Annotated in this window: 21 protein-coding genes and 3 pseudogenes; 7 read left to right on the plus strand and 17 right to left on the minus strand. The window is 39.4% G+C overall.

Translation table 11 applies throughout. The features are described 5' to 3' along the window. Window positions 1–48: 48 nt before the first annotated feature. Both MKP09_RS02105 and MKP09_RS02110 read right to left on the minus strand, forming a co-directional pair. Window positions 49–1,125, minus strand: a complete 1,077-nt coding sequence (locus tag MKP09_RS02105; protein ID WP_240826215.1) for a POT-type proton-dependent oligopeptide transporter — start codon at window positions 1,123–1,125, stop codon at window positions 49–51. A 50-nt stretch (window positions 1,126–1,175) separates the two neighbouring features. Next, a complete protein-coding gene (locus tag MKP09_RS02110; RefSeq protein WP_240826216.1) occupies window positions 1,176–1,844 on the minus strand; it encodes a peptide MFS transporter in 669 nt (222 codons plus the stop codon). Between the two features lie 155 nt (window positions 1,845–1,999). Here MKP09_RS02110 and purD point away from each other — a divergent pair, with 155 nt between their 5' ends. The 3 genes and pseudogenes from purD to MKP09_RS02125 all read left to right on the plus strand — a co-directional run bounded on the left by purD (window position 2,000) and on the right by MKP09_RS02125 (window position 4,663). Continuing rightward, window positions 2,000–3,133 (plus strand): phosphoribosylamine--glycine ligase, encoded by a 1,134-nt coding sequence (gene purD, locus MKP09_RS02115; protein ID WP_240826217.1) that lies wholly within the window; start codon window positions 2,000–2,002, stop codon window positions 3,131–3,133. 30 nt (window positions 3,134–3,163) lie between these two features. After that, a pseudogene (locus MKP09_RS02120) lies at window positions 3,164–3,283 on the plus strand (hypothetical protein); the annotation flags it as partial. A 132-nt stretch (window positions 3,284–3,415) separates the two neighbouring features. After that, entirely contained in the window at window positions 3,416–4,663 is a 1,248-nt protein-coding gene (locus tag MKP09_RS02125) for a PQQ-dependent sugar dehydrogenase (protein ID WP_240826218.1), read from the plus strand. A gap of 67 nt (window positions 4,664–4,730) precedes the next feature. On the opposite strand, the gene MKP09_RS02130 is transcribed toward MKP09_RS02125, so the two are convergent. From MKP09_RS02130 to MKP09_RS02170, 7 genes and pseudogenes are all read right to left on the minus strand, one after another. Next, a complete protein-coding gene (locus tag MKP09_RS02130; RefSeq protein ID WP_240826219.1) occupies window positions 4,731–4,886 on the minus strand; it encodes a LytTR family DNA-binding domain-containing protein in 156 nt (51 codons plus the stop codon). Beyond that, window positions 4,859–5,466: pseudogene (locus MKP09_RS02135) on the minus strand (LytR/AlgR family response regulator transcription factor). The gene MKP09_RS02130 and the pseudogene MKP09_RS02135 overlap by 28 nt, the downstream one beginning before the upstream one ends. Before the next feature lie 2 nt (window positions 5,467–5,468). After that, a pseudogene (locus MKP09_RS27790) lies at window positions 5,469–6,499 on the minus strand (sensor histidine kinase). A 175-nt stretch (window positions 6,500–6,674) separates the two neighbouring features. Continuing rightward, the gene (locus MKP09_RS02155) at window positions 6,675–7,460 is read right to left on the minus strand and encodes a LiaF transmembrane domain-containing protein (protein ID WP_240826224.1); all 786 of its coding nucleotides are present in this window, start codon (window positions 7,458–7,460) and stop codon (window positions 6,675–6,677) included. Between the two features lie 228 nt (window positions 7,461–7,688). Then, on the minus strand, window positions 7,689–9,314 hold the full coding sequence (gene ade, locus MKP09_RS02160; protein WP_240826225.1) for an adenine deaminase: 1,626 nt from the start codon (window positions 9,312–9,314) through the stop codon (window positions 7,689–7,691). A 237-nt stretch (window positions 9,315–9,551) separates the two neighbouring features. Beyond that, entirely contained in the window at window positions 9,552–9,824 is a 273-nt protein-coding gene (locus MKP09_RS02165) for a hypothetical protein (RefSeq protein WP_240826226.1), read from the minus strand. Window positions 9,825–9,847: 23 nt separating this feature from the next. After that, window positions 9,848–10,726 (minus strand): UbiA family prenyltransferase, encoded by an 879-nt coding sequence (locus tag MKP09_RS02170; RefSeq protein ID WP_240826227.1) that lies wholly within the window; start codon window positions 10,724–10,726, stop codon window positions 9,848–9,850. A 39-nt stretch (window positions 10,727–10,765) separates the two neighbouring features. Between MKP09_RS02170 and MKP09_RS02175 the strand changes: the two genes are divergently transcribed. Beyond that, complete coding sequence (locus MKP09_RS02175) at window positions 10,766–11,764, plus strand: LuxE/PaaK family acyltransferase (RefSeq protein WP_240826228.1); 999 nt, start codon at window positions 10,766–10,768, stop codon at window positions 11,762–11,764. Window positions 11,765–11,838: 74 nt separating this feature from the next. Here MKP09_RS02175 and MKP09_RS28530 read toward each other — a convergent pair whose 3' ends face one another. After that, a complete protein-coding gene (locus MKP09_RS28530) occupies window positions 11,839–12,414 on the minus strand; it encodes a DUF933 domain-containing protein (RefSeq protein WP_317235166.1) in 576 nt (191 codons plus the stop codon). Further along, entirely contained in the window at window positions 12,381–12,896 is a 516-nt protein-coding gene (locus MKP09_RS28535; RefSeq protein WP_317235167.1) for a GTPase, read from the minus strand. Before MKP09_RS28535 ends, MKP09_RS28530 begins: the two co-directional genes overlap by 34 nt. 311 nt (window positions 12,897–13,207) lie before the next feature. Here MKP09_RS28535 and MKP09_RS02185 point away from each other — a divergent pair, with 311 nt between their 5' ends. From MKP09_RS02185 to MKP09_RS02195, 3 genes are read left to right on the plus strand one after another with little or no spacing between them, the layout of a single operon-like run. Next, window positions 13,208–14,302, plus strand: coding sequence for a PDDEXK nuclease domain-containing protein (locus MKP09_RS02185; RefSeq protein WP_240826229.1), 1,095 nt, complete (start codon window positions 13,208–13,210; stop codon window positions 14,300–14,302). A 55-nt stretch (window positions 14,303–14,357) separates the two neighbouring features. Continuing rightward, window positions 14,358–15,542, plus strand: a complete 1,185-nt coding sequence (locus tag MKP09_RS02190) for a nucleoside recognition domain-containing protein (protein ID WP_240826230.1) — start codon at window positions 14,358–14,360, stop codon at window positions 15,540–15,542. Beyond that, window positions 15,539–15,757: a hypothetical protein gene (locus tag MKP09_RS02195; protein WP_240826231.1), complete on the plus strand. Its 219-nt coding sequence runs from the start codon at window positions 15,539–15,541 to the stop codon at window positions 15,755–15,757. Before MKP09_RS02190 ends, MKP09_RS02195 begins: the two co-directional genes overlap by 4 nt. Window positions 15,758–15,762: 5 nt before the next feature. Here the strand turns inward: MKP09_RS02195 and MKP09_RS02200 are convergent, their stop codons facing one another. The 6 genes from MKP09_RS02200 to MKP09_RS02225 all read right to left on the minus strand — a co-directional run bounded on the left by MKP09_RS02200 (window position 15,763) and on the right by MKP09_RS02225 (window position 24,693). Next, on the minus strand, window positions 15,763–17,388 hold the full coding sequence (locus tag MKP09_RS02200; RefSeq protein ID WP_240826232.1) for a SusD/RagB family nutrient-binding outer membrane lipoprotein: 1,626 nt from the start codon (window positions 17,386–17,388) through the stop codon (window positions 15,763–15,765). Next, a complete protein-coding gene (locus MKP09_RS02205) occupies window positions 17,358–17,744 on the minus strand; it encodes a hypothetical protein (RefSeq protein ID WP_240826233.1) in 387 nt (128 codons plus the stop codon). The genes MKP09_RS02200 and MKP09_RS02205 overlap by 31 nt, the downstream gene beginning before the upstream one ends. A gap of 17 nt (window positions 17,745–17,761) precedes the next feature. Next, window positions 17,762–20,884, minus strand: coding sequence for a SusC/RagA family TonB-linked outer membrane protein (locus tag MKP09_RS02210; RefSeq protein ID WP_240826234.1), 3,123 nt, complete (start codon window positions 20,882–20,884; stop codon window positions 17,762–17,764). A 71-nt stretch (window positions 20,885–20,955) separates the two neighbouring features. Continuing rightward, the gene (locus tag MKP09_RS02215; RefSeq protein WP_240826235.1) at window positions 20,956–21,705 is read right to left on the minus strand and encodes a DeoR/GlpR family DNA-binding transcription regulator; all 750 of its coding nucleotides are present in this window, start codon (window positions 21,703–21,705) and stop codon (window positions 20,956–20,958) included. Window positions 21,706–21,812: 107 nt separating this feature from the next. Further along, the gene (locus MKP09_RS02220) at window positions 21,813–23,222 is read right to left on the minus strand and encodes a glycoside hydrolase family 10-like protein (RefSeq protein ID WP_240826236.1); all 1,410 of its coding nucleotides are present in this window, start codon (window positions 23,220–23,222) and stop codon (window positions 21,813–21,815) included. After that, window positions 23,209–24,693 carry a DUF4623 domain-containing protein gene (locus MKP09_RS02225; protein WP_240826237.1) on the minus strand — a complete coding sequence of 495 codons (1,485 nt, stop codon included), beginning with the start codon at window positions 24,691–24,693 and terminating at the stop codon, window positions 23,209–23,211. The genes MKP09_RS02220 and MKP09_RS02225 overlap by 14 nt, the downstream gene beginning before the upstream one ends. Window positions 24,694–24,773: the final 80 nt, after the last annotated feature.

Raw genomic sequence — 24,773 nt, forward strand, 5'->3', positions numbered from 1 at the left:
AAAAGTCCCAAAATCAAATGATTCGGGACTTTAAAATTACTTGTATAATTATCTTACGCCGTGCATTAGTTTTTTCAAAACGGGTGTTAGTAAAATAATCAATACACCCAATGCCATTGGAATAAATGTGAAGATTAAGAAAAAGGTCTGCATGTCATATTTGGCCGTTATTTTATCAATCTCACCCCCAATGCTTCCGGCTAATTTATTTCCGATAGCAATAGCCAGATACCAGATTCCAAACATAATACCAATCATTCTTCCAGGAACAAGTTTGCTCAAATAAGACAAGCCAACGGGAGAAATGAATAATTCGCCAAGTGTATGGAACAAGTAAGCAAACACTAACCAAATGAGGCTTACCTGTGCTACTTTTGCTCCTTGTGGAATAGATGAAGCTCCAATGGCTAAAGCAGCAAAACCAATACCCAGCAATATCATTCCTATTCCATTTTTTACAGTAGCTGGAGGGTTGAATTTGCTCTCCCATATTTTAGATACCAATGGCGCCAGGCTAATGATGAATAAAGAATTAAGAATACCAAACCAAGTAGCAGGTATCTCCGATTTTTCTTCAACATATTGTTGGCTGAGCATATAAATAACAAGTCCCCAGATTAACAAGAATCCTACAGCTAGAATAATATTACCTAACGCATATTTTTTAAAAGTCTGACCGAACAGTTTTATTAGGACATAGGAAATAATGGCCATTGGGGCTACGGTAATCAATGTATTAACAATATTAAAAGCTATTTTACCGCTACCTTCCAAAACCCTGTCTGTGTAGTCATTCGCAAAAATCGTCATGGAGCCGCCAGCTTGCTCAAAAGATGCCCAGAAAAAAACCGTAATGAACGCTAGTACAATAATAGCAATCATGCGGTCTCTTAACACCGGTGTATATTGACTGATCCTTTTCACAAGAATAAAAATGAATAAACCCAAGGCAATTAGCACAACAAAATTGCTCCCAGATAAACCGCCTACCGTAAAGTTGAACAATTTGGAGGAAGTGATTTTAGAAATGGGATCATTAATAACCCAAACTAATCCTGTAATAGAAACAATAGCGATAATTACCAAATCAAAAATCGAAAAAGGGTTTAATGGCGCTTTATCCATATTGTTAGCGATATCTATCTTTTCAACAACACTACCTTCTGTGCTTTCCGCTACTTCAATATCTTTTTTATTTTAACAGGCTTTAAACCTATGCTTCCAAAAATGCCCTGAGTAAAATAAAACTGAAGCATACCAACCAGCATAAATATGCCGGCAAGGCCAAATCCATAACTCCATCCAACTTTCTCACCAAGATAACCGCAAAGCAGCATGCCCAAAAATGCCCCCGAATTAACGCCCATATAAAATATAGTATAGGCGCCGTCTTTCTTTTGCTGGTTTTCTTTATACATTTCAGACAGGATAGATGTCATATTAGGTTTGAAAAATCCATTACCTAAAACAAGTAAAATCAGGCCCATATATAAAAACATCTGATTGGTTTCAATAGCCATGGAAGCATGACCCAATGTCATAAGTGAAGCGCCTAATACTACCGCCCATCGGTAACCCAAAATCTTGTCTGCAAAATAGCCTCCCAAAATTGGCGTTAAATAAGCCATTGCGGTGTACGATCCGTACAAGGCAAGCGCATGTTCACGTGGCCATCCCCAGCCTGGGTTGTCACCAATTAAGGACGATGTCAGAAACAACACCAGCAAAGCCCTCATGCCATAGTAGGAAAACCTTTCCCACATTTCCGTAAAGAATAATACAAATAAACCTGAAGGGTGGCCCAATACGCGGCTCTTAAAAAAGTCGTTTTCGGTTGCGGACATATTAATATTTTTTACAAGATTAGTAAATATAGCAATTTAGCCATAAGCAAATACAACACGGCAAATATAGGTGGTATGGAAATATTTTAAGCAGGAAGGCTGTTGCGCCTGGTTATTCTTTTCATTACCTTCACCACCTCTAAAAAATAGCATAAATGAACATATTAATACTTGGAGGCGGTGGAAGAGAACATGCCCTGGCCTGGAACATTAAAGAAAGAGGACAAGGAAAACATGAATTATTCATAGCGCCTGGTAATCCGGGTACGGCGCAATGCGGAACTAATATCGACATTGCCATTACCGATTTTGAAGAGCTTGGTAAATTTTGTATTGATAACAAAATTGAAATGGTAATTGCAGGTCCAGAAGAACCTTTGGTGAAAGGGGCTTGGGATTATTTTCAAAAAGATCAGCTAAAGCATATTCATTTTATTGGTCCATCGCAATTTGGCGCTCAGTTGGAAGGCAGCAAAGCATTCGCCAAAGCTTTCATGCATAGGCATGATATTCCTACCGCAGCATATAAAGAGTTTTCGGCAGAACAATTTGAAGAAGGCGTTAATTATCTAAAAGCACATTCATTACCAATTGTATTAAAAGCCGATGGACTCGCAGGAGGAAAAGGCGTGGTGATTTGCGAAACACATGCCGATGCTATTATGGAATTTGAAGCTATGTTGGTGCAGGCGAAATTTGGTGATGCCAGTAAAACGGTTGTGGTAGAACAGTTTTTAGACGGAATTGAAATGAGCGTATTTATTTTGACGGATGGTAAAGAATACGTGTTATTGCCCGAAGCCAAGGATTACAAACGTATTGGCGAAACAGATACTGGTCTAAATACAGGTGGCATGGGCGCTGTAAGCCCCGTGCCTTTTGCATCAGAAGAATTTATGGAAAAAGTGACCAGAAAAATTATCAAACCAACTGTAGCGGGTTTAGAAAATGAAAGTATAAACTATACCGGTTTTGTTTTTATCGGTTTAATAAAAGTGAACAATGAGCCTTATGTAATTGAATACAATTGCCGCATGGGCGATCCTGAAACGGAAGTGGTAATGCCGCGCTTAAAAAATGATCTGGCTGAACTTTGCCTGGCAGCAGCACAACACACATTAAGCGATATAAAAATTGAAACGGATGATCGCAGCGCTGCAACAGTAGTAGCAGTAAGTGGAGGCTATCCCGGCAATTTCGAAAAAGGATATGCCATTTCTTTCCCCCTCCTTCGGAGGGTTGGGGGAGGTTATTATTTTCCAGGCAGGTACAAAAGAAAAAGATGGTGACATTGTAACCAGCGGCGCCGCGTACTTTGCGCCACTTCATTTGCCAACAGCATTCCCGAAGCGGTAGCCAAATCAAAAGAAGCTTTGTCTAAAATAAAATTTGATGATATGTATTTTAGAAAGGATATTGGCTACGAGTTTGACGCTTAGATTTTTATTGACCCGGCTGAAGAATAGGTGGCATCAATATTGCGTCGCACTCTTCAGTTGATGTACATTTATCATCTGTTAATTCTTCAAAACAAGTATATGGTCCGGTTAAAAAATGCGATCCCTTTGTCTTTGTTGGCGGCAATTTGTATAAATGCCTATGGTCAGGGTAAAATAGATAACGAAACCAAAAAGCAATTAGCTGGTCAGGCGCCCGTTACTGTAAAAACAGCTGTTGGACCTTTGGTTTTGCAGCCTCCATTTAAAACAGAATCGGCAAATAAAAACAGCAGAACGATCGACTGGCCGGAAGGGCAAACGCCAAAGACGCCTGAAGGATTTACAGTTACGCGTTTCGCCGACAAGCTCGAAAACCCGCGTTGGACTTATATTGCGCCAAATGGAGACTATTTTATTGCTGAAGCAGGCACTCGTAAAAGCGCGAATCAAATTACTTTATTGAGAGATAAGGACAAAGATGGCAATATCGATGAACGCCATGTATTTATTAATAACCTCAACCGTAATTTCGGAATGCTGATATTGGGTAATTATTTCTACATCGCAAATACTGACGGGGTTTATCGTTACGCTTATAAAGAAGGCGACATCAAACTGGAAGGAGAAGGCAAGAAAATTATTGAACTATCCGCAAGCGGTTATAACAACCATTGGACGAGAAATATTATTACCAACAAAGCGAAAAATAAAATTTACATTACTGTTGGTTCTGCCAGTAATGTAGGCGAGCAAGGCATTGAAAAAGAAGAAGGCCGTGCATTGATTTACGAAGCAAATCCAGACGGATCTGATCTTAAAATTTATGCCAGCGGCATTCGCAATCCTGTTGGCTTAGACTGGAATCCCGTTACCGGCGAGCTTTGGACTGCGGTTAACGAACGTGATGGATTGGGAGATGAAATTGTGCCTGATTACGCCACAAGTGTAAAGCGCGGCGGCTGGTATGGCTGGCCATTTAGTTATTACGGTAAAGTAAAAGATCCGCGCTGGGCCGAAGATCCACATGAAGATTTGGTAAATAAAGCCATTATACCCGATGTGCCTTTAGGCCCGCACACCGCATCGCTGGGAATAACATTTTACACAGCAAAGCAGTTTCCTGCCAAATATAAAAACGGAGCATTTATTGGTCAGCATGGTTCATGGAACCGTTCCAAGCTTTCGGGATATAAAGTGGTTTTTATACCTTTTGTAAAAGGCAAGCCACAACCTCCTGTGGATTTTCTCACAGGCTTTATTGCCAACGATGAAAAAAGTGAAGTATATGGAAGACCTGTTGATGTTAGCGTTGCGCCCGATGGTTCTCTATTGGTAAACGATGATACGTCCGGGATTATATGGAAAGTGAGTGCGAAATAGGACCTTGTAGAGTTCAGATTTTCGTGTAGCCTTAATTTTGTGCTTTTAACAATATTTAATATGGATTTTACAATCCCAACACGCCTTTTAATTTACCATATCCGTTGCGGCTTACGTTTATTTTAGCGCCATTTTTTAACACAGCTACATGCCCGTCTTTTTCATAAGGATCGATGCGGGTGATTTCCTGAATATTTACAATAAATGAACGGTGGCTGCGCACAAACATATCAGCCGGCAAAAAGATTCAAAAAATGCCATTGTTTTGTTCTTCAAAAAATAGCCTTCTTTGGTAAATATTTTTACAAAGTCATCTGCCGCTTCCAGGTACAACACTTCCTGCACGGGAATGATCTTTATTTTACTCCCGTTCTTCACCACAATGCGGCTATTGCTACCGGGTAATTGTGCATCGTTCAATAGTTCTTTTGTGTTTTCTGTAGCGGCTGGTTTGTTTTGTGCCATAAATTTAGCTACCGCTTTGTCAAAACGTTCCTGGTCAAAAGGTTTTAGTAAGTAATCTATGGCGTGTGCTTCAAAAGCTTTAATAGCATATTCATCAAATGCTGTTGCAAAAATTACGGCAGGCGGATTTTCTACCAGTTCCAGCATTTCAAAACCGCTGATTTTTGGCATTTGAATATCTAAAAAATCAAATCAGGCTCATGCTCCTGAATGGCTTTTAATCCTTCAAAGCCATCACCGCATTCTGCCACTATTTCTAATTGCGGATGCTTTCTCAAATATTCTTTAACCATGCTTCTGGCTAAAAACTCATCGTCAATAATTATTACTTTACTCATTTTTACTGAGGGATTTTTACAGTTGTTTCAAAAACAGTATCATGAATCGCTGTTGTTAACAAGTCGTTTCTTGCGAACAACAAATATAATCTTCTGTTGATAGATGATAACCCAAATCCGGTTCCTTTTTTTGGATTGGAGGTTTCCGGATCGAATGGATTTTTTACACTGATGATCAGTTCTTTCCCGTCTGACTGGCAATCAATTGTAATGAGCGTTTGTCCCGTTGTGTCATAAAGTCCAAATTTGATAGCGTTTTCAACAATGGGTTGAAGCAATAAAGTAGGTAGCAGCGCAGGTTTACAGCCATCGCTGATGTTTATTTCTGTTTGCAGCCGATTACCAAAACGTACTTTTTCTATCTCCAAATATAAGTTGAGGTAGCCAATTTCTTCTTCCAAGGTTACCATTTGCGACTCTTCTTTTTTAAAGTGCCGCGCAAAAAATCGGAAAGTTGTTGCACCATTTTTCTCGCTAATTGAGGATCAATTCCGATTAAAGCATTGATTGAATTAAGGCTATTGAAAAGAAAATGGGGCTGCAACTGCTGACGTAACTTAAATAATTCCGCTTCGCGGGAAAGCGCTTCTACATCAGATTTTCGTTGTGATTCTTTTTGACGTTCCTGCCAGTTGTACCAAAGTATGGAAGCTGTAGTAACGATAGTTAATACCAAAAATGCAAAGGCAAATCTTATGGCCAATGAATTATGTAGAAATGATAAATAGGCGATTTGCCCCGAAAAAATAATTTTTAAAAAGCTGTTAGAAACAAGCAGCCACAATGCGGCTAACACAATTGATGAAACTACAACACCAACATATTGATAGCTTGTAGGCAGATAATATTTAGTGATATTTAAAACCAGCAGCCCAGCCAGTAGCAGTAAACTAATACAAATAAGGCTATCACTAATTGCAATGCTAAGCGGAAATTGTAAGCGATAAAGAATGAGTGCCTGCGCGTTCACCAATATAACCCAGCCAACAATAAGAGAAAAAATAAATCGCTTTTCTGAAAGAGGAGAAGACATGGTTTATTTGGTTAATAGTTGATAGTTCATGGTTCATAGTAATACAATCAATGAACTATGTACGTCAAGTAAACGCTGTCGTGTCGGTTGTCACCCTGAGCTTGTCGAAGGGTACGTTGAACGGGCTTCGGCAAGCTCAGCCTGACAGACACTATTTAATTTACATAATACTAAATTAAAAACTTTTAATGTCTATACCTCCAAAAATTACAGTTCCTTTTATAAGCAATGTTTTATTCACTTCGGGTACGCCTTGCATTACACGTTTGTCTTTTACCTCACCCATTATAGCAACCGCTTCCGAAATTACATTCCAATGCGAAGGAACAATGAGTGTAGCGCCACCAAAAAGTGCAGTAACATCGAGCACAGCGGTGCCGTTAATATCAGCTTGAGAAAGGTCTATTTCGCTGCCGCCAAATACATTGGTCATGTCGCCGCCTTTAAAGCTTTTAGAAAAAACCTTCTTTTTAGAGCCGCCGAAAATTGAAGTCGTATCTATATAATCCTGGCCACTTGCCCCAGCCAGAGGCGCCGTGCCGCCTTCATCAAATTGTATATAATTTTTTGAGCCTTTAGGACGGAATATGAAAAATAAGCCCGAGCCAATCAGGATAATAGGAAGTATAAACCGCCTTAGCTCACCAAATACAAAAAATTCGTTGATCAGGAATATAGAACCTATTAGCACCAAAATCATCCAACCCGGGCCTTCAAAGTTTTTGCGGATGCCGATAAAAATACCCAGCGCTATCAGAAACATCTGCCAGGAAAAAAGAAAGTCGGGAAGATCAAGGCCCATTTTTTTTAATAAATACACAACGCCAATTACCAGCAAAAAGCCGCCTATCCAAATATGACTTTGTGATTGTTTTGGTCTGAAGTTTTTAGGATCTGGTTGCGGGTAGCCGCCTGGCTCACTTTTATACATCTCTGTATTGTATGGATTGTTCTCGCTCATTGTTTTTAAATTTTAAGTAAAAATAGTGTGCCCTAACTGCGTTTGCAACACATTTATTGTATATAAACTTAATATATCGGTGAATGAAGGGGTTGGGTCGGTGAGTGGAGAAGATAGAGAAAGACGGGAATACGGAAAGACGGAAAGACCGTGAGTCCGGAAGTCGGGAAAGAGATAAGTTTGCTTACAATCCTTCGGACTTCGGTCTTTGCTGACTTCCCGACTTTTTCAAACGAACTCAAATTTCTTCCCATCAAACAAACCTTTATCGCTCAATTTTAATTCAGGAATAACGAGTAGCGCCATAAATGACAATGTCATAAAAGGTGCACCCAATCCACTTCCCATTTCTTTAGCCATTTTATCGATCGCTGTATAGGCATCTGCTATTTTATATCCATCTTCATTGCTCATCAGGCCTGCAACCGGTAAGGGTAAAATGGCTTCCCTGTGTGAATTACTTATTGCGCTGATTCCTCCCTTATTTTCTATGATAAGATTTACTGCTTTGCAAATACTTTCATCATCAACACCCACAGCTACAATATTATGGCTGTCGTGCGCTACAGATGACGCAAGAGCGCCTTCTTTTAAACCGAAGTTTTTAATAAAAGCAATTGCAATTGGTGCATCGGCATACCTGTTCACTACTGCAATTTTTAAAATATCTTTATCAATGTCGCTAACAAAATATCCATTTTCAACTTTTGGCGATAATAAAAGCTGGTTCGTAATGAGCTGGCCATCCAGCGCCTCTATAACAGGTATTGTTTCCGCTGTTGCTTGCACTGCAAATGAGCTTGCTTCTTTAATAGTGCAGTTAAAATTATTGATGATATTGGCGCGTTGTGGCTTGATGAGGCTTTTGGCGTTTTGAGCTACCAGCTGTCCATTTATATAAGTTTTAAGAATTTCGAAATGTTTCAGATCCTTCACCAAAATAAAATCAGCAGGATCGCCCTTTTGAAGTAATCCAACATCTAATTTATAATGCTCAACAGGATTGATACATGCGGCTTGCAGCACTTTGTATATATCAATTCCTTTGGCAACAGCCCATTTGCAAAGCTGATTAATATGACCCGATACCAAACTATCAGGATGCTTATCATCGCTGCAAAACATTATTTGATTAGGAAATTCATTTAACAGATCAATCAGCGCTTCGAAATTTCTGGCAGCACTTCCTTCACGTATCAGAATTTTCATTCCAAGGTTTAGTTTATCCAACGCTTCTTCTGCAGTAAAACATTCATGATCAGTACTGATTCCGGCCTCAATATATCTTTTGGCATCGTCGCCGCGCAATCCGGGAGCATGGCCATCAACCGGCTTTCCCAAATCGTGTGCGGCTTTTATCTTTTGTATTACTTCTTCATCACCATTCAAAACACCTGGAAAGTTCATCATTTCGCTTAGGTATTTTATTTCATCCTTTTTGAGCAGTTCTTTCACTGCATCAATTTTTAAAGCTGCGCCTGCTGTTTCAAAAGTAGTGGCAGGTACGCAACTCGGTGCTCCAAAATTGAATTTAAAAGGAACGGTTTTGCCATTGTTGATCATGTACATTACTCCCTCCATACCACAAACATTAGCTATTTCGTGTGGATCACTTATTGTTGCAACGGTACCATGAACCACGGCCAGTTTTGCAAACTCTGAAGGAACAAGCATACTGCTTTCAATATGCACATGGCTATCTACAAAGCCAGGCAGGATGTAAGGCGCATCGTTGGGAAGCTTGTTAATCGGGTTAATGCCGGAGATAATACCATCATGGATAGTAATTTGTGCAGGGAAAATGCTTTTCCCTTTGATGTCGACATAACGTGCTTTAATTTGAAAAGGATCCAATGCTTTAGTATATAGTTAGAGATATAATGCTGATTAGTATATTATACAGATCCAAACAAAACTAACTATAAATCCTCATCTCCTGAAGAGGAGTGTTACTACACATATATATTTGTGATCTTATTATTGTCTTTTATATAGGATCAGATATGTACATTTTGTTGAAGTGTGCGACGCAAGTGCGATGCCACATATCAACTGATGACTTCAAAAAATATAATGCGAAAGGAAAGGGGATTAGTTTGATAGAATTCCTTCTTCCAGCTCTGTAACTAATTGTTGTAAATGCTGTCCTATCCAATCAGGAATTGCATGAGTGGAATTCAGTGTCCATTCATTATCGTTTTTACTTAACCGGAAAAAGATACGATTACCCCGGTCGTCGGCAGTATCAACATCAAAAACATAATCACCCGCAGTGTTGTTTTTTTTGTAGTTGAATTCCCGTAATCTCTCGTTGATCTTTACAAGTCTGCTGAAGTGTATGATTTTTATAAATGAAGTGTGCATTGCCAGAATAAGATATTTAAATACTACGCAAATATTGTACCGATAAGATATAGTTTTATAAAGTACAGTAAAGGCGAAAGAGCCATTAAGCCGTCTAAGATAAAATAAAATAAATAATCATTCTTGGTTTTTGTGGCATTTGCATAAAGCGAAAATGTTAAGATGGTAGGAATCAATAGAATAAAATTATCCACAAACGAAAACGATGTGTATTGCCAAAGTGATATGACGCTAATTACATTAAGGATAATAAAACTATTGAAGAGTTTTTTTATTTTTTGATTGGGCAGCAATGTGACAAAAGTTTTGACACCTGTTGCTTTGTCATACTCTTTATCTCTTAAATCGAATAAAATGCAAATGGGGAGAATGAGGCTAAACCTGTTAATGAAAAATAAGGCGTATGCCGGTTCCCATTGTTTTTCTAAAATAAAAAATGGAAGTGCAGACGTAATATATGTCCACATTAGCGCCAATAAAATTGTTTTACCAAGAATAAATTTTCTTAAAGCTATAAAAGGTTTAAATGGAAATTTGGGGGCCGTGTACATTAATGTGAGAAAAACAGCCGGAAGTATCCATTTGATATAATTCAATTCTTGTAGAAGAAAATAACTGCATCCAACCGAGCTGATGAGAAAGAAAAATGCGTGTACCCACTTATTGCGCGCCAGCCAATAAGTGCGCGATGCGGTAATTTCGGTGGTTTCATCTGTCAAATACCAATGAATGTTGTAGCTGGCCAGTGTAGAAAAAAATAAAAAGCCTGCAAAATGGGGCGGAGGGAAGCCCAGTGAAAAGATATGCGTGCTATAGCCAGCCATAGCTACAGCGCAAAGGGCTATAAAAATGTTGCTGAAAACAATGAAGTCGAAAAACTTTCTATTATAAGAACCCCGCAATTAAAACTATTTTTGTGCGTAAAAGTATTTAAAAATTAGATGGATAACGGCGCAAACCTGATAAAAAGTATTTTCAACGATGCGTTGGATTTTAATGACGCGTGCCTGCAAGTTTTCAGGTTTCAATATGCTAACAACAATATTTACAAGCAATATGTAGATGCGTTGGCTGTGCCTGTTTCAAAAATTGATCAACCAGCGAAGATTCCATTTTTGCCTATCCGTTTTTTTAAAACACACAGAATAATTTCAACCACGTTTACTACTAATCTTGTTTTTGAAAGCAGCGGAACGACCGAAACGATCAATAGCAAGCATTACGTAAAAGATGCAGCTATTTATGAGCAAAGTTTTAATAAATGCTTCGAACAGTTTTACGGAAAGCCGGACGAATGGTGCGTTTTAGGCCTATTGCCTTCTTACCTTGAGCGGCAAAATTCGTCGCTGGTGTATATGGTTCAAAAACTGATTGATCAAAGTGGACATGATCAAAGTGGTTTTTACCTGAATGATTTTGACAAACTTATTAAAACACTTCAAACCCTTGAAGCTGTCGGGCAAAAAACATTGTTAATTGGTGTAACCTTTGGTCTGCTTGATTTTGCAGAGAAATATAAAATGCCATTAAAGCACACCATTGTGATGGAAACAGGCGGCATGAAAGGTAGAAGAAGAGAAATGATAAGAGCTGAAGTGCATGATATATTGAAGCAGGCCTTTTCTTTAAACACGATTCATTCTGAATATGGAATGACCGAACTTCTATCCCAAGCCTATTCACACGGCAACGGCTTATTTAAAACACCCGACTGGATGCGTATATTGTTAAGAGATGAAGAAGACCCCCTTACAGTAAAGGAAGATACAACTACTGCAAGAACAAGAGGACTGATCAATATAATCGACCTGGCCAATATTTACTCCTGCAGCTTTATTGCTACTGATGATTTAGGTGTGCTGAATAATGATGGAAGCTTTGAAGTAACCGGCCGCATGGATAATAGCGATTTGCGGGGTTGTAGCTTGTTGGTGGTGTAATCATAGCCCACGATTTAAATCGTGGGCTATGAAATATTTACACATTAAATCTGAAATGCATTACGTCTCCATCTTTAACCAAATATTTTTCCTTCAATTCTTAATTTACCGGCTTCGCGACAAGCAGCTTCGCTTTTATATTGCAGGTAATCTTCATAGCCAATTACTTCTGCTTTGATAAATCCTTTTTCAAAATCGGTATGAATAACACCGGCGCATTGCGGGGCTTTCCAGCCTTCATGAAAGGTCCAGGCACGCACTTCCTGAACACCGGCTGTGAAATAAGTATTCAATCCTAAAAGCTGATAAGCCGAACGAATCAGGCGATTTAGAGCAGGCTCTTTCATTTGGTATTCATCCATAAATAAAGCTTTATCATCAGGATCTTCCATTTCCGAAATTTGCGCTTCAATAGAATTGCTCATAATAATGATCTCTGCGCCTTCTTCCTGAGCAACTTTCTTTAATGCTTCTGAAAATTTATTACCTGTATGCATGGATGGTTCATCAACGTTAGCTACATAAAGTACAGGCTTATCGGTAAGTAAAAACATATCAGCAACCGCAGCTTTTTCTTCTTTGGTCAAATCTAGTGAGCGGATGCTTTTGCCCTGTTCTAAATGCGCATAGCATTTTTGTAAAACTTCCAATTCGGGCTTGGCTTTAGGATCTGTTTTAGCCTGCTTTTCTTTTTCTGGATTTGTTTTTCCACACTATCCAGGTCTTTCAACTGAAGCTCGGTATCAATAATTTCTTTATCGCTTACGGGGTTGATAGCGCCTTCTTCACGTAATACATTCTCATCTTCAAAGCAGCGGATAACGTGAATTACGGCATCCACTTCACGAATATTTGCGAGGAACTTATTGCCCAATCCTTCGCCTTTGCTGGCTCCTTTTACCAATCCGGCAATATCCACAATCTCAATTTGGGTAGGCACCGTGCGGTCGGGTTGCACCAATTCTGCCAATTTATCAATGCGCTCGTCCGGCACATCAACCAAGCCCGTATTAGGTTCTATGGTGCAGAAGCGATAATTGCTGGCCTGCGCCTTGGCGCTATTGCTTACCGCATTAAATAAAGTTGATTTTCCTACATTGGGTAACCCCACAATTCCTGCTTGTAAAGCCATGTTTATTTAAAATTTTCGATTGTTATTTTTTATTGACCCGGCTGATGAACAACTATCAGCTTCGTTGCGTCGCACTCTTGTGCTGCAGTACATTTTTCAACCTACATAAACGGGTCTATCCATAAAAGTGGGCAAAGTTAAGAGTTATGTTTGAATAGGTCAGACACTGTCTGACCTATTCAATAAAAATGTTATGCGAAACGGATATTTAGTTCGCCCGCCCGAAAGATTCATTCTGGCGGGGACGGTCTATTATAAATGTGCAATCGGTATTATGCCCGCAGCTTAAGCACAAATCATTATTTTTGGTAATGAACTTTAATGCACTGCTTTCTACCATTAAACAAACCCATGTTTCTTTGCAGCAATCGGCAGTAAAGGCTGTAAACCGCCATATAACGCTGCGAAACTGGCTTATCGGATTTTATATTTTTGAGTATGAGCAAAGAGGCGAAGACCGGGCAAAGTACGGAGAGTTGCTTTTAGAAAAGCTGGCAAAACGTATCAAAATTCGCGGGCTTTCAGAAACAAACCTGAAAGTTTTCAGAAAGTTTTATTTGGACTATTCTTCAATAGGTCAGACAGTGTCTGACGAATTTGAACAGCTAATACCAATAGGTCAGACACTGTCTGACCTATTGAAACCAAGCGTGGCAAAGCTTTTGGCAAAACGTGTTTCAGCTCCTGTTAAAGGGATAACGCCAGCGCAATACAAAAAGCATATTCTTCAATTATTTGCAGCAACATCTTTTTCTCATTTTACAGAGCTGATTAAAATTGAGGAAGGAGATAAACGACTGTATTACGAGCTGCTACTTTTACATACCCAACCTTCGGTTCGTGATTTGCGAAGAGCTATAAATACGTTGGCCTACGAAAGAACAGGGTTGTCAAAAAATAAAAAACTATCGTTACAGCAAATAGAAGAAAAAATAAAACCAACACAAGCGATAGATGCTATTAAAGATTTTTATTTTTTCGATTTTTTTCAATTGCCTAAATCGAACACCATTAACGAAACAGATTTAGAAACAGCATTACTTAATCATTTAGAGAAATTTATATTAGAGCTTGGTAATGGCTTTTGCTTTGAAGCAAGACAAAAAAGATTGCTAATAGGCGACGAATATTTTTTCGTGGATATGGTTTTTTATCACCGCATACTCCACTGCCATGTGCTTATAGAATTGAAGGTTGAAAAATTAGCGAGCTATCAGGCTTCTCAACTAAAATCCTACCTAAGTTTTTATGAGAAAAATTACAAATCGGCAGGCGATAATCCGCCTATAGGTATTTTATTAGTAACAGATAAAAACAAAGCCCTTGTGGAATATTCGGGAGCAACTATTCGGGAAAAAATGTTTGTCTCCAAATATGCAGTAATGTTACCTTCAAAAAACAGTTAGAAAATTTTTTAGAAAAAGAGTTGAAAAAGTATAAAGCAAAATAAGTGAAACAATTATGGTATTAAGTAGAATCTGGAGCGCGTTTATAATTATTGCATTGGCTGTTGCGCTGGGAAAATTTGTTTTTCAAAGTGGACAAGAGCAGATTTTTTCACAGATGGTGACGGGAAAAAGTGGCGATACGACTTTTGTAAAAGAAGTGGATTCGTTAATGCTGCCGGCCAGTGTTCATGCACAGTTACGCAATGGACAGGATGTAAACTGGGAAGGGCATCGTGTAGCAGCCGCTGGCGGCGGGACTTTTAAATTATTTACCCTGCAATCTACTAACGGAGTTTTTGACACCACTAAAGATGCGGTAAATCTTTGCATTGGTTTAATAGGTATTATGGCTTTGTTTTTAGGCTTTATGAATATTGCGGAGCAGGCCGGTGGTGTGCGTTTTCTTTCTAAGATCATTGGACCGTTTTTCTCAAAAATTTTTCCGGAAGTGCCCAAAAATCATCCGGCAATGGGGCATATGGTGATGAACTTTTCTGCCAATCTTTTGGGATTGGATAACGCCGCTACTCCTTTTGGTATTAAATCGATGGAAAGCTTGCAGGAACTAAATCCTGACAAAACAAAAGCCACAAATGCGCAGATCATGTTCTTGTGTTTACATGCTTCCGGACTCACTTTGATACCTACTGTTATCATTGCAGATCGCGTTGCGTTAAAATCTCAATTTCCTACCGAAATATTTATTCCTTGTATGATTGCCACTTTTGTAGCCACAATAACGGCGATGGTAATTGTATCTTTTAAGCAGGGAATAAAAGTGTTTCAGCCTGTAATAGTGGGTTGGGTGCTTGGTATTACAGCTTTATTCACAGCGCTGATTGTGTACGTGAGAACGCTTGATATTAGAGGTGTTCAATTGTTTTCAACTACTTTAAGTAACGGATTGATTTTACTTATTTTTTTACTCATCATAGCAGGAGCGATTTATAAAAAAGCACCAATTTTTGATGCTTTTGTGGATGGCGCAAAGGGCGGTTTTGAAACGGCAATAAAAATTATTCCTTATTTGGTGGGGCTTTTAGTTGCGATCAGTTTACTGCGTAACAGCGGCGCTTTTGATTTTGTAATGGGTGGAATAAAAGCGGCATTTGCTTTTTTGGTGGGGATGCACGAATTGTGGATGCACTGCCTACGGCGATACTTAAACCGTTTAGCGGAAGTGGTGCTCGTGCCATGATGATCGATACTTTAAAAACCCATGGTCCTGATTCTTTTGCAGGAAACCTTACTTCTGTATTTCGCGGTTCGGCTGATACAACATTCTATATTATTGCGGTTTACTTTGGGGCCGTGGGCATAAAAAATACCCGCTACTCTGTTGGCGCTATGTTGCTCGCAGACCTAGCGGGTATTATTACTGCCGTGGCAGTGAGTTATTTGTTTTTTGGGTAATATCCCTACTTAATGTAGCTATAGTACTCATCATCACTTGCGCAGTCCCACCAAATCGGCATGCTCCAAATATCCGGATCTGCGGCGTGAGCATTTACGGCAAGCACGTTTGTCAGGTTGTAATTCAGTTCAAGAGTAGTAGGCAATTTCCAACGACGTTGCCAGTATCTCGGATCTGTTTTGGAAGCACCAATGTATATATCCTGACCGGCAAATAAAGGTCCTCTGTCATATCCTGGATAAACAACTCCAAAGCCGCCGACATTTCCGGTGCTGAAATTAAACCGGCGCATGTCATTCCAGTTTTCAATACTACAGCCCATCGCTATATATTTTTGCAGCATAATATCGGACATTGTAAGGTTGCCCGCCGCCTGGCATATAGCATTACTGGCTAAGTAAGCCGTGATATCGTTGGGATTCATGGGAGCCATATCCGGATTAACAGAGGCGTAGCCTGCGGCCTGCCATTCCGATAACTTGGCTTGCATCATATTTAAATGAGCTCGGACGCCTTCCATGTAAGCTGCATGAGCATTTGCTTTATCTCCCTTTCTCATGTAAACTTCAGCTTTAATAAAGCACATTTCATGATAGGTTAAAATTTCTTGGTCAGATACAGGTCGAATTTGGAAAGAACCTGTTGAAGCAACCGCACCCGCAGTGTTGGCTGCAGTTGAAGGATACCAGTTAAGATCCATTTCATTTGTGCCGCCTGTAGCTAGTGAGAAGGTGCGCATATTTACATAAGAAGTATCTCCTGAATATAAATAGTTAGTGCTGTTGATAAATATAGATCCTGCGTTGTATGTAACCGTTACACTGGTGCCATCAATAGTGTGAGTGCGACCTGCCAGAACCTGTGCAGCAATGAAATTGGTGCGTTCGGTTGCATCTGCAATTGTATACTTTATGGGCGTATTTGCGGTTGCATAAGTGGGGGCGATGATAGATGTAGCGCCACCTTTCACAAGGCGAGTTGATGGTCCATAAGAATCAACACCTTTAGAGCGGTTCCAAGTATAAGAGGCTACCTTTTTACTTGCATCGAGTTTAATATCAGACATCGATGCGGGTACTATTTTTGTCATCCGTGGATCTGTAATTCCTGACGCACGCATATTTGTCAGCAGGTTATAATGATATTGAGAAATGCGCTGGTTGCTGCCATAACCAGCATAATTCCAATTGCCATTAGTTACAACAGGATCACCTAATAAATAATCTGTAACTGTACTATTATTAAAGGAAGGTTGAACAATATTGTCTGCATTAGATTGGGGTGCTTTGGATAAGCAGTATAAAATAGAATCCGGATTATACAGATCTGATTTCTTGGAAAGTTTAAGCATATAGCGTGCTTTTAATCCGTAACATAGCTTGATCCATTTGCTCACGTCTCCGTTATTCCACATATCTCCTTTAGAAAAGGCCGGGGCTGCAGCATCCTGGGTTTTATTAAATAAGCTAATTGCATTATCCAATTTAGCCATACATCCATAATAAATGGTTTTACCATCATCAAAAGTAGGGCTGGCAATTGAAGATATAGCCTGAGTGTACGGCATTTCACCATACACATCCAACATCTGCATAAATCCTAGCGCGTGAAATACTTCGGCCGTAGCCATGTAGGAGTAAGCGCCTTTTTCTCAGCAGAATTATATAGATCTTTCAGATTGGATGCTACTTCTACAAACCAGGTTTGGTAAGGGGTTGTATTTCCTGTAGAGGCGATCCATGTTGTAGTAAATGGGTTGGCTGAACCGCTGTTGCTGTAGTATACTCCAGCCTGACAAGCTGTACGAAAATTGGTGACGCCCGCGGTATACGTGTAAAAATGTTGTATCCAGGGAAGCCTGTTTTCTACTAACACACTTTCGTTGTTAGGGTTGTTAGGGTCGGTATTTACATCCAGCCATTTTTTGCACGAAGTAAAAGCTAAGAAAAGCAGGCTGCTAAGTATAATATGTTTTAAATTTTTCATGATCTTGTTTTGTTTCATTAAAAACTAAGGTTTATACCAAATGTGAAACTTGCTACTGCGGGCACACCCAAGTAATCTATACCTGTCGAACCAGAACCTCCTGTTCCTCCAGCCGCACTTACTTCCGGATCCATGCCTTCATAGTTCGTCAGCGTTAATAAATTGGTGCCGATCGCTGTTGCTGAAATACCTTTAATCACTTTTGTGCTTTTTAGCATATCGGTAAAATCGTATGTTAATGACAGTGAACGAAGCTTTAACCAGTTTACAGAAGTAATAAGATTCATGGAATTGGCTGCATAATTGGCCCAATACTGCTGAATCATATAATTTCCCGAATAGGTAGTCCCATTTATAACATAAGACTCATCAGCATTATACGTTTGAGAAAACTCAGCACCTGTTTGACTGTTCACGCCATTTACTGTTACGGATTCGCGATTATTCAACAAAGTTCTTTCGCTTAGCCCATTCAGGATCATAGAATATTCAGTTCCATTATATACGTCTCCGCCTTTACGAACATCGATGAGGAACGATAACGTTAGGTCCTTGTATCGAAGTGTATTATTAAAGCCGCCAATAAAATCTGGTTCCCGGTTACCTACGATCGGATTGTTATTATTAAGTTTATATAATCCAGTTGTAGGATCTACCTGATAGCGCCCATTTGCTATTTCCTGATTGTTTGCATCTGTCTCACGTAAGTAAGTGGTTCCGGTCATTCCAAGGAAAAATCCGCCATTAGGAATCGAGGCCGCTTTTACAGTTCCGAATTGTGCGTCTGTCGGATAAAAATATGCTACCCCTGGCAAAAATTCACCCAGTCTTCCTTTGTTGTAAGAGAAGTTCAGCATTACATCCCATCCAAAATCTCTTTGTACCACAGGTTTTCCTGTAAGTGCTATTTCCATCCCCTTGTTGATCACAGAACCGGAATTTATAGCTGTCAGAATATAACCGCTGGCATTTGACAGACGAGGCTGGGCAATTTGGTTCTCCGTCTGGCTATGATAATAAGTGTAATCTAACCCAATTCGACCTTTTAGGAATCTAAGTTCTCCGCCAACTTCCCAGGACTTTTGAATTTCGGGCTTTAAGAAAGGATTTCCACTTGTATATTGATTTCCTATACCTGTAAAAGATCCAATCGTAATTGGGTTGTTAACATAAGTGAGAGTAGCGTATGCATTTGCGTCTTTACCCACCTGGGCCCAACTTGCGCGAACTTTACCGAAGGACAGGATATTGTTTTTGGGTAACAATTCTGTAAAAACAAAAGAACCACTTAGTGAAGGGTAAAAATAAGATCTGTTTTCAACGGGCAATGTAGATGACCAGTCATTACGACCTGTAGCGGTAATGAAAGCTATATCTTTATACGAAACGCCAAATTCTCCATATCCTCCAACCAGTCGTTTTTGTGTTATACGATCTCTGAAAAACTGATTTTCCGGAGCAAAATTGCTAAAAGCAATGGTGCCGGCTGTTACAAAATTATATCCCCACTGATTTTGGCTTTTTATTTCTGTATTTTCTGAAGTAGTTCCTAATAATAAGCGAAGATCGAAATCTCCTACTGTTTTATGAAAATTACTCATTGCGGTTGTAGTGATAAAAGTATAATCATACAAGCTTTTGCTTAGCCGGCCATTTTGGTATAACGGAATCACAGCAGAACCTGGTGCTATATAGGTATAATCATTTGTAGCATACTGATCATAACCTAAGCGCGCTATAACGTCCCACCATTCCGCAATTTTGAAGCTGGCATTCAGGCCTCCCGTGAAACGTTTTGTTTGCGATGTTAACTTATCCATATTAATAATCCAGTAAGGATTGTCAATGTCATCTACTAAATCAATTGTTCCATCGAATCTCCGGTATTGTGTTCCGTCCGGGTTTCGATATCTTTTGATGTCAAACGTTTGCGGCCAGCTATATATCGCACCCATTGTCCCATTACCACCACCAGCGTACAGGCCACCTGTGGTTAGTGTTCTGTCGTTATCTGCAACAGAATAGGCTGCATTGGCATCTAGTGTTAATCGACCGTATTTTTGAACACCATTAAACCTGAAGGTTGTCTTATTATAATCAGTCTCAGGCACGATGCCTGTTTGATTGTAATTTGATGCGGATAAATAAAATGAACCGTTTTTTGTGCCTCCGGATACGTTCACGTTATTGTCATAGATAAGACCATTCTTAAAAAAGTCTTGAATATTATTGTATACTGTGTCGGCAGACGTGATTTCTTTACCCCATGACCTGTAAGTAATGTCATTGAAAACGCCATTACTCGCATAGGTGCCATTTCCAAACTGGGTTTGAGCCTCGGGAATTTTATTCGCCCAAGAAGTAATTATTTTACTGTTGACATTAACATTTACCTTACCCTCAGCACCCTTTTTTGTAGTGATGATGATAACACCATCAGCAGCGCGTGATCCGTACAAGGCAGCAGCAGCAGCACCTTTCAAAACGGATAGGTTTTCGATATCTTCCGGGTTAATATCCATAATGCGGTTAGAATAGCTGGTATTGCTACGGGACAAACCGTCCGTGCCAGTATTACCTGTAACAGTAGTGGAGTTATCATATATAATCCCATCGATTACAAATAATGGTTGATTTTGCCTCCCATCAGATGTAGAATTACCGCCACGTATAGTAATAGATGCCCCGGCACCCGCCGCGCCGCTAAATTGTGTAACATTAACACCAGGTACTTTTCCTACCAGGGAATTAACAACATTTGTGTTTTTATTTTTCATTAGTTCCTGTGCCCCCAGGTCAGAAACCGAATATCCCAGCGCCTTTCGCTCTTTTTTAATACCAAGGGCTGTTACCACCACTTCACTTTCAAGCGTTCCGGTACCAGGGGTTAAGGTAACATTGATGTTAGTTTCCGTACTGATGGTTACCGTTTGTTTTTCATATCCTATGTAAGTAAATTCTAATGACTGGCCAGCTTGTGCAGTTATTGAAAATTTGCCGTCAGCATCCGTCAAAGTCGCAGTTTGTGTTTCAATAACGGCAACAGTAACACCTTGGAGAGGGCCGTTCTGCCCGGATACTGATCCTGATATCGTCTTGGTTTGTCCCCAACCCGTAATGGGTAATAAACAGTAAAACATCCAAAATAGGATGGAATTTGAGATTGTCTTTCTCATGATATGTATTTTATTGTTATTGGTTGTAGATAGTTTTATAATAAATAAACTCCCGCATCTGCAAAGAGCTTTAGCTTTTCATCAGTCGAATCCAGTTCGGTAATCAAATAATCGATCCGCTCAATTTTGCAAACACTAATAGGCTGGTACGTTTGCAGTTTTTCGGAAATGGTCATAGAAATCACTTTTGATGATGAACTTACCATCGCCCTTTTAATTTGAACTACTTCCCAATCATTATCTGTAACCCCATGTGCAACGTCAATAGCATTTGTTCCTAAAAAACATAAATCGGCATTTACATTGCTTATCTTTTGAATAGCTTCAGCGCCAACTGTTATTTTCGAGTCTCTTGATAATTTATCTCCAATTACTACCACATCTAGTTTGGGATGTGCCATGCATGCATTAATAACGGGAATGCTACCCGTCATTATCGTTAATTTAAGATGTGGTGGTAATGCCCGAATCAATTCAAGAATTGTAGTACCGCCACTTGTTAAAATAAACATCCCATTCTTTATCAACTCCAAAGCCTTGTTAACAATTATCTTTTTATGAGATTGAGAATAAACATTTACTGCTTTAAACTGAACCTCATTAAAAGCCGTTGAAAGTGCACCACCATGCACTTTTATTAATTGCCCAGTTTCGGACAACTCCTGCAGATCTCTTCGAATAGTATCTTCCGAAACTGCTATTTCATTTGATAAGTCGACACTTACAATCTTATTATGCAGATTGAGTTGGTGAAGTATATAAGCCTGTCTTTCCTTCTTAAGCAATTCTTGAAAATTTAATAACAATATACAAAAAAACTATTTGTTGACGGGTGTAATATTATTTAAAAAAAGCAAATCATTTACTAATAAAATCTGTTGCTCTAATAGTATTACTTCTTCACAGTAGCAGAAATTTTACTTTCTTTATTGTCTGCATTAAGTGTAGACACACAATAAAATCCTGATTGGCCTGCATTGAACTGGTTTTCGTTGGTAATGGCTATAACACGGCTTTCTTGTTCCAAAGCTGGTGTATAATAAACTACAGATCTTACATTGCCAGTCGCGGTCCATTTTAATAAACTGCCGTCTATTCTTACGTTTTGTGGATCGGTTGGAGCAGATGCCACAGCTCGGCCCAGGAAGGGAATAACTGCAGGGGTGGCGAATATTTCTGCAAGTTTGTTTGTAAGCGCAGGGCTCTCATTCAAGTACTTTGCACTATACAACAAGCTGCCAACAACCGCTTTTTTATTCTTTGTCAAGTTGAATTGGTTGGTAAGTTCCGAAGTATTGTTCATTAAATAATAACCGTGTCCAATCATAAGATTGGGTTTGTTATTGAACATATCCCATTCTGTTAGCTTAGCTGCAAAATTGCTGTTATGATATATCTGAGGAATAACAACGTCCATCCAGCCCTCTGTTGCCCATTTCCTTATATCGGCATAAAGCGTATTCCGATTATATGTAAAATCTGAAGTTGGAGAAATAGAAAATATTACTTCTGGTTTAGATGCTACTATAACATCATATACTGCTTTGATTGCTTTATCAACATTGCTGCGGCGAAATTCCTCAATGGTGCTGTAACCCGCGCCATAGGTGGCGTAATCTCCTGCATCCGATACCATCTGGCCGGCGGAAGACGGATCGGGATAAAAATAGTCATCCATGTGTATTCCATCTACATTATATTTTGTAATGATATCTTTCACGATGTCTGCTAATCTATTCCTGGCTTCCGGAATTGCAGGATTATACAATTGCCATTTTTCGTGACTTACTACCCAGTTAGCCGGTACAGAAGAATGTAGCGGTGGGTAAGGTGTGGCATTGCTAGCTCTGGTAGCAATTCTAAAAGGATTGATCCAGGCATGAAATTCCAGGTTTCGTGCATGGGCTTCATCGATCATATATTTTAATACATCATAACCAGGATTTTGGCCTCTTGATCCCGTTATATTAGCGCTCCAAGGTTCGTAAGGCGAATTGTAAAATGCATCACCCATACCTTTAATCTGAACAAAAACAGCATTCATGTTTAGCTGTTTAAATTTTTCAAGATAGGCGATGTATTGTTGCTTTTGAGATGTTGTATTATAATCTCCTTGTGGCCAGTCCAGTCCAAAAACAGTTGCCATCCAGGTGGCGCGCATTTGTTTTTTGGGGAGGAGCATCGCGTTTTCTTTTGGCGGCTCCGGATCCGGCGGAACATCTATATCCTTGCTGCCTTTTTTGCAGGAATTGAATATGACCGCTAATATAATTGCAGCCAACAGATATTTATATTGTTTCATCCGTGAAGTATTTTGTGGAGTTTAAACAATCATGATTTATAATTGATCTAATCAGTTTGTTCTTTTTTGGAAAGTCGATCAGCACAAATCCTGCATCAGCGGAGGCTGTATATAGTGTAAGCTTTGAGTCATTTCCTTCTTCGTCTTTTGTTACAAACCAACCCGTTTGTGTTGATGGAGCCGTATTGGCCGGACCTAAAAGAGAATACTCATATATTGCAGATTTGTCAGCTCTTTCATTAAAAAGCGTCAGCGCTTCAACGGTGCTGCTGCCTCTTGTAATATCATAAACGTATAGCACCACAGGGTCTGACCCAGTTCTCGCAGCGGTTGTCATAATTAAATATCTTTCTCCATTGAACTGTATTACACGCGCATCCGAGCCTCTGATAGGAACAGCTGTACTGCTTAAAGTATAAGTAATACCTGCTGACTCATTTGCCACTCTTATTGGCGCATCATAACCAGTATATATATAATCTGAAGTGTTACCTACCTGATTAAATGACATAACAAAAGTTGATGCTGCGGCATTTGGTAGCACTGTAGGATCAGAAATCGTAGTATAGTCGGTTACTTTTAAACGAAGTATTTTCGAAACGGCATTGTCCCCGAAATACATAAATCCATTACCGTTAGCATCAAGATTTACAGACATATTATCGCCATGGCGATTGCCTGCTCCAGGTATTGCTGCAATATTTAAGTTAGCTATAATCTCTGGTGCTGCCGCAGGGTCGGTCCAGTGGTATATTTTGAATGGAGAGACTTGTCCGCCGGATAAATTCGCAATATAGGTATGGCCATTAACTTGTGCGCCAACGTTAACAAGGTATGTTCCTCCGGCTACGCCTGTTTGATTTAGCGTAATAGGAGTAATGTTATTGTTTCGAAGATCTGATACTTTTAAAAGATGCGATCCGCCTGCGGCGCGTGTTACAATCAATACATGTTCTCCGTCAAATCCGCTTCCTCTTGTGCTTAAAGAAACAAATGTTGGATAAACGGGATTTCCTAATTCATTGTTAGTATAATCAAATATTTCTCGCTTTCCGAAGTCTGCCCCAAAAACAGGAATATTTAAACGCAGCGTAACCCGATATTCGCGAAACCTTTTGTTATTAATTACTTTAACTATTGAGGTATTGGAAGAAGCTCCTTCGCCAAAAGGGAAATTATATGATTGCTGATCTAATTTGGCGCCATTAGACATAGTGGCTTCAAACTTAATGTTAGAAAAATCGGTTAATGTGTCGATCCTGGGGAAAGCTACTGTTTTAAGGTTCTCGTCAATTGTTCCTTCGATTACCGTATTCCCATTTTCGCCAGCATTCACAATTTTTATGGACTGTAAGATCACTTCAGCGGAAGAATCTACATTTTGAGGAAAATCTTTTGTGCAGCCCATAATGAACAAAATCATTGTACAGGCTGACACCAACCAATATTTTGATATATTTTCTAATTTCATTTATTTACAATTTTGGAGTTATGTAATGCTGCTTAATTTTGAGGCCAGCCTTCTGTTTGTGCCAGTGTATAGCCACGTGA

It is taken from the genome of Paraniabella ginsengisoli (assembly GCF_022513635.1).
Lineage (GTDB): Bacteria > Bacteroidota > Bacteroidia > Chitinophagales > Chitinophagaceae > Niabella > Niabella ginsengisoli.

Bases quoted from the DNA above. Each gene is read 5' to 3' on its own strand.
- MKP09_RS02105 (WP_240826215.1), bottom strand. From the start codon at position 1,125: ATGGATAAAGCGCCATTAAACCCTTTTTCGATTTTTGATTTGGTAATT.
- MKP09_RS02110 (WP_240826216.1), bottom strand. From the start codon at position 1,844: ATGTCCGCAACCGAAAACGACTTTTTTAAGAGCCGCGTATTGGGCCAC.
- purD (WP_240826217.1), top strand. From the start codon at position 2,000: ATGAACATATTAATACTTGGAGGCGGTGGAAGAGAACATGCCCTGGCC.
- MKP09_RS02155 (WP_240826224.1), bottom strand. From the start codon at position 7,460: ATGAGCGAGAACAATCCATACAATACAGAGATGTATAAAAGTGAGCCA.
- MKP09_RS02165 (WP_240826226.1), bottom strand. From the start codon at position 9,824: ATGCACACTTCATTTATAAAAATCATACACTTCAGCAGACTTGTAAAG.
- MKP09_RS02175 (WP_240826228.1), top strand. From the start codon at position 10,766: ATGGATAACGGCGCAAACCTGATAAAAAGTATTTTCAACGATGCGTTG.
- MKP09_RS28535 (WP_317235167.1), bottom strand. From the start codon at position 12,896: ATGGCTTTACAAGCAGGAATTGTGGGGTTACCCAATGTAGGAAAATCA.
- MKP09_RS02185 (WP_240826229.1), top strand. From the start codon at position 13,208: ATGAACTTTAATGCACTGCTTTCTACCATTAAACAAACCCATGTTTCT.
- MKP09_RS02190 (WP_240826230.1), top strand. From the start codon at position 14,358: ATGGTATTAAGTAGAATCTGGAGCGCGTTTATAATTATTGCATTGGCT.
- MKP09_RS02195 (WP_240826231.1), top strand. From the start codon at position 15,539: ATGATGATCGATACTTTAAAAACCCATGGTCCTGATTCTTTTGCAGGA.
- MKP09_RS02200 (WP_240826232.1), bottom strand. From the start codon at position 17,388: ATGGCTACGGCCGAAGTATTTCACGCGCTAGGATTTATGCAGATGTTG.
- MKP09_RS02205 (WP_240826233.1), bottom strand. From the start codon at position 17,744: ATGAAAAATTTAAAACATATTATACTTAGCAGCCTGCTTTTCTTAGCT.
- MKP09_RS02210 (WP_240826234.1), bottom strand. From the start codon at position 20,884: ATGTTTTACTGTTTATTACCCATTACGGGTTGGGGACAAACCAAGACG.
- MKP09_RS02220 (WP_240826236.1), bottom strand. From the start codon at position 23,222: ATGAAACAATATAAATATCTGTTGGCTGCAATTATATTAGCGGTCATA.
- MKP09_RS02225 (WP_240826237.1), bottom strand. From the start codon at position 24,693: ATGAAATTAGAAAATATATCAAAATATTGGTTGGTGTCAGCCTGTACA.